We start from the raw sequence: 13134 nt of genomic DNA, 5'->3' as shown, positions 1-13134 counted from the left end.
ACCTCCAGGGGACGGGTGGCAGGGGTGCAGCCGGTCGGCCCCACCTACCCATTCAAGCGGACACCGGGCGGCCCGGCGACGTCTTTACGCTTCCTTGATGCCGCGCTGCTCCAGTCTCACGCCGCGAGGACGCGGGGCAGGTCGGTGAGCGAGGCCACCTCGTGGTCCGGAGGCGTCATGGCGGGCGGGTACGGAACCGCGTCACGGTTCAGCCAGGCGGTGCGGAGGCCGGCGCGGGCGGCGCCGTCGATGTCCCAGGGGTGGACGGCGACCAGCACGACGTCGCCCGCCTGCCGCTGCAGCGCCTCGACCGCATAGGCATAGGCCTGGGGCGCGGGCTTCCACCGCGGGGCGTCCTCGACCGACAGCACCGTGTCGACGGAGAGGCCGGCCCGCTCCAGCAGGCCCTCCGCTGTCGCCCGGGAGCCGTTGGTGAGCGCTGCGGTACCGAAGCCTCCCCCGGTGAGCGCGCGGATCCCCTCGGGCACGTCCGGGTGCACCGGAAGCTCCTGGAGGGCGTCCATCACGTGCGCGACGGCGGCGTCGGCGTCCCGGTTGAGGACCTGACCCGCGAGCACCGCATGCAGTGCCCCCTCGGCGACCGCACGGAAGGCCGGGTTCTGTCCGGCGGCGGTCAGCGCGAAGCCGTCCCGGAGGACCGAGGCGAACCAGAGTGCGGAGAGTTGCGGAGGTACTCCGATCTCCTCGAAGTGCTGGGACATGAGCCCCATGTCCGAGAGCGTCCCGTTGACGTCGAACAGCACCAGTGGGACTGCCATTACTGGCGGTACCCCTCCACCTGGGGAATGGGACGGGCGTCGGCCTCTGCAGGGTCCTCGCCGGCGTCGGCCTTCGCCCGGCGCTGGCGGAGCAGGTCCCAGCACTGGTCGAGGTCCTCCTCGACCCGCTTCAGCCGGGCCGCGTGGTCCTGGTGCTCCGCTCCGGCTCCGGCGTCCTGGGGCTGCTCGCGGAGTTCGTGTTCCTCCTGCACGAGTGCCTGGATGCGCTGCAGGATGTCCTGGTTGTTCATGGTGCGGTCCCTTCGTCGTGGCGATGCCCGCGGAAGCCCGGAATCGGTCCCGGACCGGTCACAATGCTCAGCAGGCTTTCCTTCAGGCTACTGAGACGGGACACCGATGACCAGCGCAGCACCCGAGGTGGAGGACGTCGCGCGGGAGGGGAATTTGGTGCGGCGCCCGGATGGCCTAAGCTGTTGGAGAACCAATTGCCTGTGTAGCTCAGTCTGGTAGAGCATCCGCTTCACACGCGGAAGGCCCGGGGATCGAGGCCCCGCGCAGGCACGAGGATCGGCTGGTGACAGCACCACGAGGAAGGCCCGTACCGCTTGGTACGGGCCTTCTTTTCTGTGCACGCCGTTCGTTCTGAGCGAACAAAATTCGTTAGCACTCCCTAGGGTCGAGTGCTAACATTTTTCGTAGTTGAGCGAGGGGCGCTCAACCCTGAAGAACCCACCTGCCGGTGGCATCTGTGAAGGAGATGTTTCCAGTGGCCATGAAGTTTGATCCGTTCCGCGAGCTGGACCGCGTTGCCGGCGCTCTTCTGGAGAGCCGTCCGGGACTCCGTCTCATGCCGATGGACCTCTACCGCGAGAAGGACCACTACGTCCTAGCCGCGGACCTTCCGGGCATCGATCCCGGATCGGTCGACATCGACGTCGACGGCCAGCTCCTGACCATCCGCGCGGAGCGCACGCTGCGCAGCGCGGAGGGCGTCAAGTGGCTGACCCGGGAGCGCGAGAGCGGCTCGTTCCTGCGCCAGCTCAACCTGGGCCAGGGTGTCGACACGGAGGGAATCTCCGCACGCTACGAGAACGGTGTCCTCAGCGTGATGATCCCCGTCATCGAGCGCGCGAAGCCCCGCAAGATCGAGATCGTGAGCGGTGACTCCCCAGTCGAGTCCACGGCCGTCGAAGCCCCTGCATCCGACGCCGGACGCCAGGGAGCCGTCGAGGCCTGATCCCTTCTGACAGCAACCCCCGGGCGCCCGCCCGGGGGTTGCTGTCCTTAATACCTCCCCGACTCCCCACCAAGCCGCCGCGGCACCCTCACTTTTTCCTTGCACACTCCTGACCCGGGTGCAAAGGATGGGGTATGGACTTCACACCGAGCAAGGCAATCGTCACCGGCTCCGATTCGGGTATCGGGCGGGCCACCGCCATCGCCCTCGCAGCCGCCGGATGCGACGTCGGCGTCACCTGGCACTCGGACTCGGAGGGCGCCGAGGAGACCGCGCGCCTCGTCCGCGAGAAGGGCGTCCGCGCCGCTGTAGCCCAGCTGGACACCACGGACGCCCCGGCGTGCGGGGATGTCATCGACCAGCTCGCACAGGAGCTCGGCGGACTCGACGTCTTCGTCAACAACGCGGGCGTCAACGGCGGGACCCTGTTCCTCGAGACGGACTGGGACACCTGGCGCGGCACCCTGGGCGCGAACCTCGACGGCGCCTTCGTCTGCATCCAGCGTGCCGCCCGCCACATGATCGACGGCGGCCGGGGCGGGCGGATCATCGCGGTCACCAGCGTGCACCAGGAGCAGCCGCGCGTCGGCTCGGCCGCCTATGACGCCTCCAAGCACGGGCTCGGCGGCCTGGTGAGGACCATCGCGCTCGAGCTCGCCGACCGGGGGATCACCGCCAACGCCGTGCTGCCCGGCGAGATCAACACCCCGATGAACGATTCCGAGGACCAGGATCCGCACAGCATGGACCGCCCCGGCATCCCCCTGGGCCGCCCGGGCGCCCCGGAGGAGATCGCCGACGTCGTCGCCTTCCTCGCATCCGGCGCGTCCAGCTACGTCAACGGCGCCTCGTTCGTGGTGGACGGCGGGATGCTCCTCATGGGGCCGCAGGCAGGTTCGCACCTCACGAGCGGGGACTGGCGCACCCTCTGATCCCCGGATCCGGCCCGCCCCCACCCTTCAACGCACGTTCAGAGGGCGTTCAGGCGGCAGGGCTAGCGTGGGGATCCCGAACTCCTGCGAAAGGCCCGCCATGAACGCATCCCCCTCCCCCGTCAGCGATTTCGAATCCCAGGACTGGTCGGGCTTCCGGCGCGGCGAAAACGTGACCCTCCAGCACCCGGCAGGGACGCAGCTCCGCGGCGTGCTGGACATGAGGACCGATGATGCCTCAGTGCTGTGGATCCTCCTGAACGACGGCGGCGGCCGCCGGCTCGTGCACCGGTCGGACGGGTACCGCCTGCGCCGCGGGTGACCGGACCGCAATCAGCACGTCCATCCGCCGTCCACCTTGGGTTCACCTTTTCGCCACCTGTAACGTTGCTCCGGTGAGAATCCGAGCCACCCTGTCCCTGTCCCTCGCCGCCCTCCTCGGCCTGACCGCCTGCGGTTCCGACTACCCGCTGGGCGCGGAGCAGGAAGCCGCGGCGCAGCGCGGGGACACGAGCCTGCAGGGAGCGGTGACCGCGGCGGGATCCTCGGCCCAGGGCCCGGCGATGGACGCCTGGCGTGCGGGCTTCGCCACGCTCTATCCGCGGGCCCAGGTGCAGTACTCGCCCGACGGCTCCGGAGCCGGGCGCGGGGCCCTGCTGGCCGGAGCCGTGGGATTCGCGGGCTCCGATGCCTACCTCAGCGACGAGGAACTCGCCGAGTCCACGGAGGTGTGCGGGCCGGGAGGTGCCTTCAACATCCCGGCCTACGTCTCGCCCATCAGCGTGGCGTTCAACCTCCCGGGCATCCCGGAACTGAAGCTCGACGCCGCCACCGTGGCCCGCATCTTCCGGGGCGACATCGCCCTGTGGAACGACCCCGCCATCGCGGCGCAGAACGACGGCGTCGACCTCCCGGCCCTGCCGGTCTCGGCCGTCAGCCGGTCCGACGATTCGGGGACCACCGAGAACTTCACGGACTACCTGCACGCGGTGGTTCCCGAGATCTGGACCGAGGAGCCCGACGGAACGTGGCCGGAGGGCCTCGAGAACGAGAACGCCAAGGGCAACGCCGGGGTGGTGAGCACCGTGGCCGGTACCGTCGGTGCGGTGACCTATGCCGACGACTCGGCGGTGGGCGACCCCCTCGGCCGCGCGGCCCTGAAGGTCGGCGAGGACTATGTGCCGGTCAGCTCGGAGGCGGCGGCTGCCGCCGTCGACCTCGCCACCCGCGTGCCGGGACGCGAGGACTACGACATCGCACTGGAGCTGGACCGGACCACGGGTGAGCCCGGCGTCTACCCTCTGGTCCTGGTGTCCTACCACGTCTACTGCGCGCGCTACGAGAACGAGGCGAGCGCCGACGTCATCCGGGCCTTCGGAACCTACGCCGTCAGCGCGGAAGGCCAGGCCGAGGCCGCAGAGGCCGCGAAGAGCTCGCCCATCCCGCCCGAGCTGTCCCGGCAGGCGGCCGAGTCGATCGCATCGATCGAGGTCGGGGACATCCCCTAGGACAGCGAAGAGGCGGACCCCCTGGGGATCCGCCTCCTGTCACCGGAGCGCCGTCAGCCGATGCGCGGACCGCCCGAATCGGGGTCGTTCGTGGAGGTGTCCGGCAGCGTGCTGTTCGCGGGTGTCGCGTCGGTGGTGCCACCGGTCGGCGGTGCCTCGACGTTCCCGCGCCAGGCGCCGGTCTCCCCGCCGCTCTTCTCGATGAACTGCTTGAACCTCTTGAGGTCGCCCTTCACCTGCGCGGCGTCCGCGTGCACGACGGCGCCGATCTTCTCGGTGAACGTCTCGGGGTGCCAGTCGATCTGCACCATGAGCCGCGTGGTGTTCTCGTCGAGGCGGTGGAAGGTGACCACGCCGGCATGCGATTCGCCGTCGGTGCTCTTCCAGGCGACACGCTCGTCCGGGTGCTGCTCGGTGATCTCGGCGTCGAACTCGCGCTTCACGCCACCGATGCTCGTCACCCAGTGGGTGGTGGTGTCCGAGGTCTGCGTGATGGACTCGACGCCGCCCATGAACTGCGGGAAGCTCTCGAATTGGGTCCACTGGTTGTAGGCCGTACTGACCGGTACTGCTACGTCGATAGATTCCTGTACTGAAGCCAAAACGGTTCCTCCTTCGTAGAGACTCCGGCGCCGTCCGCTCCCGTTCGGAGATGCGGAACGGCAAAACCGTAAGTCCCCTTAGCGTATGCAGATCCGTTGGATTTGGCCAACGCGCAGGGCTAGTGTGAAAGGAGTCCCCCGGCGAGGATCGGCGCGTCCGGTGCCCTGCCGGGAGGAGAAAATCTCTCTAGCACTGGAGGATTAATGAAGGCTTCACCCACCCTCACGGACAACATGCAGGCCGTCCTGGTCGATCTGATCGAACTGCATCTGCAGGGCAAGCAGGCCCACTGGAACGTGGTCGGCAAGAACTTCCGCGATCTCCACCTGCAGCTGGACGAGATCATCGACGACGCCCGCCTCTTCGCGGACGAGATGGCCGAGCGCATGCGCGCACTGCACGCCGTCCCGGACGGCCGCAGCGTCGCCGTCGCCGAGGGCACCAAGATCGATCCCTTCCCCGCCGGCCTCGTCTCCACCAAGGACACCGTGGGTCTCGTGGTCCGCATGCTGAACGCCACCGTGAAGACCATGCGCGACGTGCATGACCAGATCGACGAGGAAGATCCCACCACCGCGGACCTGCTGCACGGGTTCATCGCGAAGCTGGAGCAGTACGCGTGGATGGTGGACGCGGAGAACATGGAACCGACGGCCGAGGTCGTCACCCCCGTCGGCACGGAGCACGCCACCGTCTGACGGGTCGAACCGACCGGAGAGGGGACGGGAGGCAGGCGCCTCCCGTCCCCTCGGGCCATCGTCCATCCAGCATGACCTCTCCTACTGTGTAGGCTGGCTAATGGTCTAGCAGAAGGCCGAACACAGACACCCTGGGTTTGTGTATCGGTTCCGGAGGTATCCGGACGCCCTGCCGGCGCGATGCACCCGACGCCCGGTGGTTGAACGAAACAGGATCCAGTACACATGGCCGACCAGGTTGCCGGGCAGACCACCGCGGACTACCTCCAGGACCTCCTCCTCGATACGGACGACGTAGAGGAGTTCCTCACCGAATTCGCCCGCTTCGCCGCTGCCCGCCTGTTCGAACAGCCCGGGGAGACGCTGTGCGGCATCACCCTCCTGCGCAACAAACGGGCAGGCACCGTGGCCAGCAGCAACGAGGCTGCCCGGAAGCTCGACGAACTGCAGTACCTCTTCTCCGAGGGCCCGTGCCTCACCGCCTGTGAGGAGCAGCGCACGGTGCACGTTGCCGACGTCAGCACCGATGAACGCTGGAGGGGCTATCTCTCCAGCACTGCCGAGCACGGTGTGAGCTCGATCCTGGCCGTGCCGTTCTCGCTCGAAGCCGGAGCCCGTGCCGCACTGAACGTCTACTCGACGGAGAAGGGCGGCTTCGATCCCACGATCATCGCCACCGCGGAGACCTTCGTCGCACAGACCTCCAAGGCCCTGATGCTCTCGGTCCGGCTGGCCCAGCACAGTGAATCGGTCACGAACCTCAAAGCTGCTATGACGTCGAGGACCGCCATCGACATCGCGATCGGGATCATCATGGCGCAGAACCGCTGCAGCCAGGTGGAGGCCCTCACCATCCTGAAGTCGGTGTCCAACAGCCGCAACGAGAAGGTCCGCGACATCGCCGCCTCCGTGGTGGCATCCATCGGGCAGGCCGGGCCCGAGACGCACTTCGACCCCTGAGATCCGGCTGCCGGTAGCAGGCAGGGCGCCCCGCCGGGAGCGGATGCCGGTGCCGATCCTCCCGTTGCGTGCGGACGGCGGCGGGTGCGACGGTGGGAGGACCGACAGGACGGAGACAGCGAGCATGCAGCAGCGATTCGACGGGAAGGTCGCCGTCGTCACGGGAGCCGGTTCCGGCATCGGTGAAGCGACGGCACGGCGCTTCGTCGCCGAAGGGGCGAGGGTGGTCCTGACCGATTCGGTTCCCGACAAGATCGACGCAGTCGTCGCTTCCCTGCCGGAGGGACGGGCGGCGGCGGTACCTGCGGACTCCTCCGACTTCGGGCAGGTGGAGGTCATGGTGCAGGAGACCGTCGGGCGGTACGGGCGCCTCGACATCCTCGTCAACAACGCCGGCACCATCACCCAGGGAACCGTTCAGGACACCAGCGTGGACGACTGGCACCGCGTGATCGAGACGGACCTCTCCGGCGTGTTCTACGGCACCAAGGCGGCCCTCGGGCACCTCCTGGAGACCCGGGGATGCATCGTCAACGTCTCCTCGGTGTCCGGCCTGGCCGGCGACTGGCGGATGAGCGCCTACAACGCGGCCAAGGGCGGCGTCAGCAATTTCACCCGCGCCGTCGCGCTGGACCACGGCAGGGACGGCGTCCGGGTGAACGCCGTCGCCCCCGGGTTCATCTGGACGGACCTCACCAGCGACGACGGCGCGGCCCACGAACTCTCCGACGAGTTCTCGCGGCGCATCGCCCTCGGGCGCGGCGGCCTGCCGGAGGAGGTGGCCGCCGCCATCCTCTTCCTCGCAAGCGAGGACGCGCGCTTCATCACCGGCGTCGTCCTTCCCGTGGACGGCGGGACGATGGCGAGCAACGGCCAGCCGGCACAGGCCTGAACCACGGCGGTGAAGTACCGCCGGTGAAGTACCGCTGGTGAGGTACCGCTGGTGAAGTACCGCTGGTGAGGTACCGCTAGAGCAGTGCTGCGAGGGAGCGGCCCACGGTACGGCCCGCGAAGATGCAGCCACCGAGGAAAGTCCCTTCGAGGGCGTTGTACCCGTGCGCGCCTCCCCCGCCGAAACCGGCGGCCTCCCCGGCGGCGTAGAGCCCGCGGATCGGGTTCCCCGCCGTGTCGAAGGCCCTCCCTGTCAGGTCCGTCTGGATGCCGCCGAGGGTCTTCCTTGTGATGACATGCAGCTTCACGGCGATCAGGGGCCCCGCGGCGGGATCGAGGATCTTGTGGGGACTCGCCGTCCGCGTGAGCCTGTCCCCGAGGAACCTGCGGGAATTGTGGATGCCCATGACCTGCAGGTCCTTGGAATAGGGGTTGTCCAGCTCCGCGTCGCGTTGCCGGATCTGCCGCTCGATGAGGTCGCGATCCAGCAGGGCGGTGTCGGTGAGGGCGTTCATCCCGGCCACGAGGCCGGTCAGGCCGTCGGCGACGACGAAGTCCTCGCCGTTCTTCTTGAACGCCTCGACGGGCGGCGGCGCACCCCGCCCGAGCCTGCTCCTCAGCAGCAGTCCCACGTCCCGGTTCGTGAGGTCGGGGTTCTGCTCCGACCCCGACAGCGCGAACTCCTTCTCGATCATCTTCTGGGTCAGGATGAACCACGAATGGTCGTACTGCGCGATGTCGGGGGTGTTCCGGAGGATCGTCAGCGTGCCGATGGTGTCGTATCCGGGCAGGCCCGGGGCGGGCAGGCGCCGCCCGAGCGCATCGAGCCACAGGGAGGACGGACCGGGCAGGATCCGGATGCCGTGCTGCGGCCAGACCGGGTCCCAGTTCCGCACGCCCTCCGTGTAGTGCCACATCCGGTCGCGGTTGACGAGCCGGACTCCGGCCAGCGGCGGCGATGTCCAGCATCCTGCCGTCCACGTGCTGCGGGACGCCGGTGATCATGCCCGACGGCGGTGTGCCGAGGCGTGCGGGCCACCACCGGCGGACCTGCTCATGGTTGCCGCCGATCCCGCCGCTGGCGATCACCACGGCCTGCGCCCGCAGCTCGAAGCCGCCGACCGCCTGCCGGCTCGAAGGGACCCCGCGCCCGGCGTCGTCCGCAGCCAGGACCGTCCCGTGCACGCCGGTGACGGTGTCCCCGTCCAGGATGAGTCCGTCGACCTGGTGGCGGAAGAAGAAGGTCAGGGAGCCTTCCTCCGCGGCCGCCCGGGCCCTGTCGGCGAAGGGCTCCGAGATGCCCGTCCCCGTGCCCCACGGCACGTGGAACCGGGGGACGGAGTTGCCGTGCCCGGCCGCCGTACCGCTGCCGCGCTCGGCCCACCCCACCAGGGGCGTGAACCTCACGCCCTGCTCCTCGAGCCACGGGCGCTTGTCCCCGGCGGCGAACTCGACGTAGGCCCGGCCCCACTGCGCCGCCCATTCGTCCTCGGGCAGGTACCCGTCGAGGCGGTCCCACGCCGCCGATCCCTGCCAGTCCTGCCAGGCGAGGTCGAAGGAGTCCCGGACACGGAGGCGCCGCTGCATGGGCGTGTCGACCAGGAAGAGGCCGCCGAAGGACCAGAACGCCTGCCCGCCGAGGTTCCGGGCGTTCTCCTGCTCCACGATGGCGACCTTTTTGCCCGCACGGATGAGCTCGTTGCCGGCAACGAGACCGGCGAGTCCCGCACCGATGATGAGAACGTCAGCGTCCATGAAGTGCTCTCCGAAGATGGATGGGGCGTCAGCGCCGTTTTCCGCGCGAACCGGAAGGACGTGCCGCCTTCCCGGGCGGCGAGGGCTTCCTGTTCTCCTTCTGCCCCTTCGCTTCCCCAGCGGCGGCCTTCTTCGCGGCCGCCTTCTGCGATGCGCTCTTCTTGGGCGCCTCGCGCTGGGAGGGCTGCCGGGAACTCTGGGCCGTGCGTCCGCGGACGATGCCGATGAACTCCTCGACGTCATCGGACTCGTCCTCCATCCGCCAGGCGATACCGATCGTCGTCGTCGGCAGGCCCGGGACGGGACGGTGTACGGCGTCCTTCCGCGCATGGAGGCGTGCGAGGGACATCGGCAGGACGACCACACCCGCGCCGGACGCGGCCACCTCGACGGCCGTCTTCGGGCCGCCGCACTCCGCGACGTCGAGCAGGCCCTCGAGTTCCTCGAGCGGGACGTCGTCGTAGAGCGACAGCTCGTTGTCCCGTGACATCACCGCCACGGGCTGTTCCTCGTAGAGGGGAATCAGGTGGAGCCCTGCGCGGTCCACCGGGAGCCGGACGAAGACGACGTCGTCGGAGCCGTCCCGCAGTGCCGCCAGGGCGTCGTCGTCATGCTGCCGGAGCTCGAGGGGCACCTCCGGGTGCCGTTCGCGCCACCGCGCCACCCACTTGCCCGGCGTCACGCCCGGCACGAAGCCGACGGACAGGGTTCTGGGCTGGTCGGTGGGCACCTGATCACAGTAGCGCCTGTCCGGAACCGTTGAGCCGGAACCGTTGAGCCGTGACCGTTAAGCTTGGACAATGACTCCCGCGAAAACTCCCCAGACACTGAAACCCGCCACCGCGGCCAAGAAACTGGGAATCTACCTGCCCGCAGCTCCCCAGGACTTCCAGGAGACCGAGCTGACGCGCGCCGAGTTCAACGAACTGCAGCAGACCCCGCCGGAGTGGCTCGCCGACCTGCGCCGCAACGGCCCGCACCCGCGCCCCGTCGTCGCGCAGAAGCTCGGGATCTCCATCAGCGGATTGGCGCGCAGAGGCGTCACGGATCCCCTGACCAGCGAGCAGATCACCGCTCTGCTGCAGGATCCGCCCGCCTGGCTGGTGGCGGAGCGTGCCACGCAGGCCGCCGTCCGCGCCGAGGCCGCGCGGGTGAAGGAACGCGAGGCCGCACGCAAGACACCGGACGCCTGACACCCGGGAAACGACGGCGGCAGGTGCAGCGCTGCGCCTGCCGGCGGGCACGATCCGGGGCCGCACCTACCAGAAAAAGGCCGCATTCCAGCGGCATTCAAGCCGCACCGCGTTGATTGACTTAATCGAACACGTATTCGAATATTGACGAGTGACGCCTCCAGCTGCCGGCCCTTCCCTCGGACGGGAGCCTTCCTCCTCCGGCGAGACGGTCCACTCGGAACCCGCCGGTCGCCGCGGAACCTCACCAGCCGACGTCACCCTCGGCCTCCAGGCCCGCATCAACAGCATGCAGGCCAGCACCCTCGATTCGCGCAGGCTGCCCACGGTCCCGGCCCTCGCCCGGATCCTGCCCGGCGGCGGCCTCCAGTCCGGGGGCTCCTACACGGTCCGGAACTCTCCGGCCCTCGCCATGGCCCTCCTCGCCGGTCCTTCCTCGGCAGGTCTGTGGTGCAGCGTCATCGGCGTGCCGGACTTCGGCGTGGAAGCGGCACAGGGCTTCGGGATCAACCTCCAACGCCTCATCCTGATCCCCGATCCCGGATCCCAATGGCTCACCGTCACGGCAGCCCTCGTGGATGTCGTCCCGGTCATCCTGACCCGTGCCCCGGAGCACCTGGCGCCCACCGAATGGGCCCGGCTCAAGGCACGGCTGCGCCAGCGTGGTGCCGCACTGATCACCCTCGGCGCCTGGAAGCAGAGCGATTCCACGCTCGGGGTGGCCGAGAGCGCCTGGGAGGGCCTCGGAGCGGGAACGGGCCACCTGACAGCGCGCCGCATGAAGATCACCGCGACGCAGCCCTCCGGACGGCTCCGCCACGCCTACGTGGGACTGGCGGACCTGCAGGCCACCGCCCCTGGAACAGCGTCCCAGGGAGCCCTCCTGCCCGAGGGACTCCAGCCCGGCACCGCTCCCGGCAACGCTTCCACCGCCCTGTTCGGACCACGGCTGGCGAGATCCTCGTGACGTCCCTGCCCGCACCCGCGGAGCCCGCCACCAGGATCCTGATGCTCTGGTGCCCGGACTGGCCCATCACCGCCGCGCTGCGCGAACACGCACTGCCCGCCGACACGGCGCTCGTCCTGGTGGACCGCGGAGAGGTCTTCGCCTGCTCTCCCGCAGCACGGCAGGACGGCGTGAAGAGGGGCCTGCGCATCCGGGAGGCACAGGCCCGCAGCACGGGGCTCGTGTCCCTGCCCTACGATCCCTCGCTCGATGAACGCACCTTCGAACCCGTGACCGCGGCCGTGGAGACCATTCTGCCCGGCGTCCAGGTTCTCCGGCCGGGGCTGTGCGCCCTCAAGGTCAAGGGACCTGCGCGCTACTACGGCAGCGAGGGCAGGGCCGCGGACGTCATCTTCCGGACCCTCGCGGCCATCGGCCTCACCGATGTGCGCATCGGTATCGCCGACGGCCCGTTCGCCGCCGAGCAGGCAGCCAGGGCCACGGACCAGGATCCCGACGCCGACCGGCTGGTCGTCATCCCACCCGGCCGCTCGCCGTGGTTCCTCGGCAGCTACCCCCTGGAAGTCCTCGAACAGCCCCGGCTCACCGTGCTGCTCAAGCGCCTCGGCATCCGTTCCCTCGGTGATTTCGCGGCACTCAAGGCCTCCGACGTCCGTAACCGCTTCGGCATCGAGGGCGCCCTCGCGCACCGCCAGGCGAGCGGACTCGACCACCGGGACGTCGTCGCCCGGAAACCGCCGCCCCACCTCGACACGGCAACGGACTTCGAGCCGCCCCTCGCCCGCATCGACCAGCTCGCGTTCGCCTTCCGCACACCCGCGGGCGAATTCGTCGACACCCTGCGGGCGGCAGGGCTGGTGTGCACAGCACTGCACGTCTCGCTGCACACGGAGTCGGGCGAGGTGTCCGAGCGCCGGTGGCAGCACCCACGCTGGTTCGACGCCGACGACATCGTGGACCGCGTGCGGTGGCAGCTCCAGGGCACCTCTGCCTCCGATCACGGTCTCACCTCCGGCATCACGCGGGTCCACGTGGCGCCCGACATCGTCGAGGACCTCAGCGATCATGCGGACGGTCTCTGGGGAACGGGCCCGGACGAGGGCATCCACCACGGCCTGGCCCGCGTGCAGAGCATGCTGGGCCACGGCGCCGTCCTCACCGCGATCATCGCCGGCGGGCGGCTCCTCGCGGACCGCCGCGTCGTCATCCCCTGGGGGGATCCGTCGCCTGCGAAGGCGCCCGGAAAGGACCGCGACCAGCCCTGGCCCGGCCGCCTGCCCGGCCCGGCGCCGGCCACCGTGTTCGCCGACCCCGTGCCCGCCACCGTCGTCGACTCCCGCGGCAATCCGGTCGACGTGGATCCCCGCGGCCTCCTGAGCGCCGACCCCGCCTTCTTTCGTGCGGGGCCCGACGACGGCCGGAGGCCCGTGCACTCCTGGGCCGGTCCCTGGCCGATCAACGAGCGGTGGTGGGACCCCACGGGACGCGTGCTCAACCGCTTCCAGCTCGTGGACCAGTCCGGATCGGCCTGGCTGCTGCTCCTCGAGAACCATGCCTGGTGGGTGGAGGCCGGCTACGACTGACACCCGTGCCCGGCAGCTCGGCCGGCACCCGCACTGACAATTCCAGGACATCCAGACAGGGAGGGAC

General features: G+C 69.5%; 14 protein-coding genes, 1 tRNA gene and 1 pseudogene. 11 read left to right on the top strand and 5 right to left on the bottom strand.

The annotated features are described in order from the left end of the window. Window positions 1-116: 116 nt before the first annotated feature. A complete protein-coding gene (locus tag ACX80I_RS05880; protein WP_459344188.1) occupies window positions 117-779 on the bottom strand; it encodes a haloacid dehalogenase type II in 663 nt (220 codons plus the stop codon). After that, the gene (locus ACX80I_RS05875; protein WP_459344187.1) at window positions 779-1030 is read right to left on the bottom strand and encodes a DUF2630 family protein; all 252 of its coding nucleotides are present in this window, start codon (window positions 1028-1030) and stop codon (window positions 779-781) included. Before ACX80I_RS05875 ends, ACX80I_RS05880 begins: the two co-directional genes overlap by 1 nt. A 197-nt stretch (window positions 1031-1227) precedes the next feature. On the opposite strand from ACX80I_RS05875, the gene ACX80I_RS05870 reads away from it, so the two are divergent. The 5 genes from ACX80I_RS05870 (at window position 1228) to pstS (ending at window position 4417) form a co-directional block, all read left to right on the top strand. Then, a tRNA-Val gene (locus tag ACX80I_RS05870) sits at window positions 1228-1301 on the top strand. Between the two features lie 211 nt (window positions 1302-1512). Continuing rightward, window positions 1513-1977: an Hsp20/alpha crystallin family protein gene (locus tag ACX80I_RS05865; protein WP_459344338.1), complete on the top strand. Its 465-nt coding sequence runs from the start codon at window positions 1513-1515 to the stop codon at window positions 1975-1977. A gap of 134 nt (window positions 1978-2111) precedes the next feature. Beyond that, complete coding sequence (locus tag ACX80I_RS05860; RefSeq protein ID WP_459344186.1) at window positions 2112-2909, top strand: SDR family oxidoreductase; 798 nt, start codon at window positions 2112-2114, stop codon at window positions 2907-2909. 100 nt (window positions 2910-3009) lie between these two features. Further along, window positions 3010-3231, top strand: coding sequence for a hypothetical protein (locus ACX80I_RS05855; protein ID WP_459344185.1), 222 nt, complete (start codon window positions 3010-3012; stop codon window positions 3229-3231). A gap of 73 nt (window positions 3232-3304) precedes the next feature. Continuing rightward, window positions 3305-4417, top strand: a complete 1113-nt coding sequence (gene pstS, locus ACX80I_RS05850) for a phosphate ABC transporter substrate-binding protein PstS (RefSeq protein WP_459344184.1) — start codon at window positions 3305-3307, stop codon at window positions 4415-4417. A gap of 53 nt (window positions 4418-4470) precedes the next feature. Here the strand turns inward: pstS and ACX80I_RS05845 are convergent, their stop codons facing one another. Next, complete coding sequence (locus ACX80I_RS05845; protein ID WP_459344183.1) at window positions 4471-5019, bottom strand: SRPBCC family protein; 549 nt, start codon at window positions 5017-5019, stop codon at window positions 4471-4473. A 204-nt stretch (window positions 5020-5223) separates the two neighbouring features. Between ACX80I_RS05845 and ACX80I_RS05840 the strand changes: the two genes are divergently transcribed. From ACX80I_RS05840 to budC, 3 genes are all read left to right on the top strand, one after another. Beyond that, window positions 5224-5718: a Dps family protein gene (locus ACX80I_RS05840; RefSeq protein ID WP_459344182.1), complete on the top strand. Its 495-nt coding sequence runs from the start codon at window positions 5224-5226 to the stop codon at window positions 5716-5718. 225 nt (window positions 5719-5943) lie between these two features. Further along, window positions 5944-6678, top strand: coding sequence for a GAF and ANTAR domain-containing protein (locus ACX80I_RS05835; RefSeq protein ID WP_459344181.1), 735 nt, complete (start codon window positions 5944-5946; stop codon window positions 6676-6678). A gap of 124 nt (window positions 6679-6802) precedes the next feature. Beyond that, complete coding sequence (budC, locus tag ACX80I_RS05830) at window positions 6803-7570, top strand: meso-2,3-butanediol dehydrogenase (protein ID WP_459344180.1); 768 nt, start codon at window positions 6803-6805, stop codon at window positions 7568-7570. 76 nt (window positions 7571-7646) lie between these two features. Here the strand turns inward: budC and ACX80I_RS05825 are convergent. Then, a pseudogene (locus ACX80I_RS05825) lies at window positions 7647-9324 on the bottom strand (FAD-binding dehydrogenase). Between the two features lie 28 nt (window positions 9325-9352). Beyond that, entirely contained in the window at window positions 9353-10054 is a 702-nt protein-coding gene (locus ACX80I_RS05820) for a LysR family transcriptional regulator substrate-binding protein (RefSeq protein ID WP_459344179.1), read from the bottom strand. A 70-nt stretch (window positions 10055-10124) separates the two neighbouring features. Between ACX80I_RS05820 and ACX80I_RS05815 the strand changes: the two genes are divergently transcribed. From ACX80I_RS05815 to ACX80I_RS05805, 3 genes are all read left to right on the top strand, one after another. Then, the gene (locus tag ACX80I_RS05815; RefSeq protein WP_459344178.1) at window positions 10125-10517 is read left to right on the top strand and encodes a DUF5997 family protein; all 393 of its coding nucleotides are present in this window, start codon (window positions 10125-10127) and stop codon (window positions 10515-10517) included. Window positions 10518-10668: 151 nt separating this feature from the next. Then, entirely contained in the window at window positions 10669-11484 is an 816-nt protein-coding gene (gene imuA' / locus ACX80I_RS05810; RefSeq protein ID WP_459344177.1) for a DnaE2-dependent mutagenesis accessory factor ImuA', read from the top strand. Beyond that, window positions 11481-13067, top strand: a complete 1587-nt coding sequence (locus ACX80I_RS05805; protein ID WP_459344176.1) for a DNA polymerase Y family protein — start codon at window positions 11481-11483, stop codon at window positions 13065-13067. Before imuA' ends, ACX80I_RS05805 begins: the two co-directional genes overlap by 4 nt. Window positions 13068-13134: the final 67 nt, after the last annotated feature.

It is taken from the genome of Arthrobacter rhamnosi (genome assembly GCF_054510855.1).
This window is presented reverse-complemented; position numbering and strand designations above follow the sequence as displayed.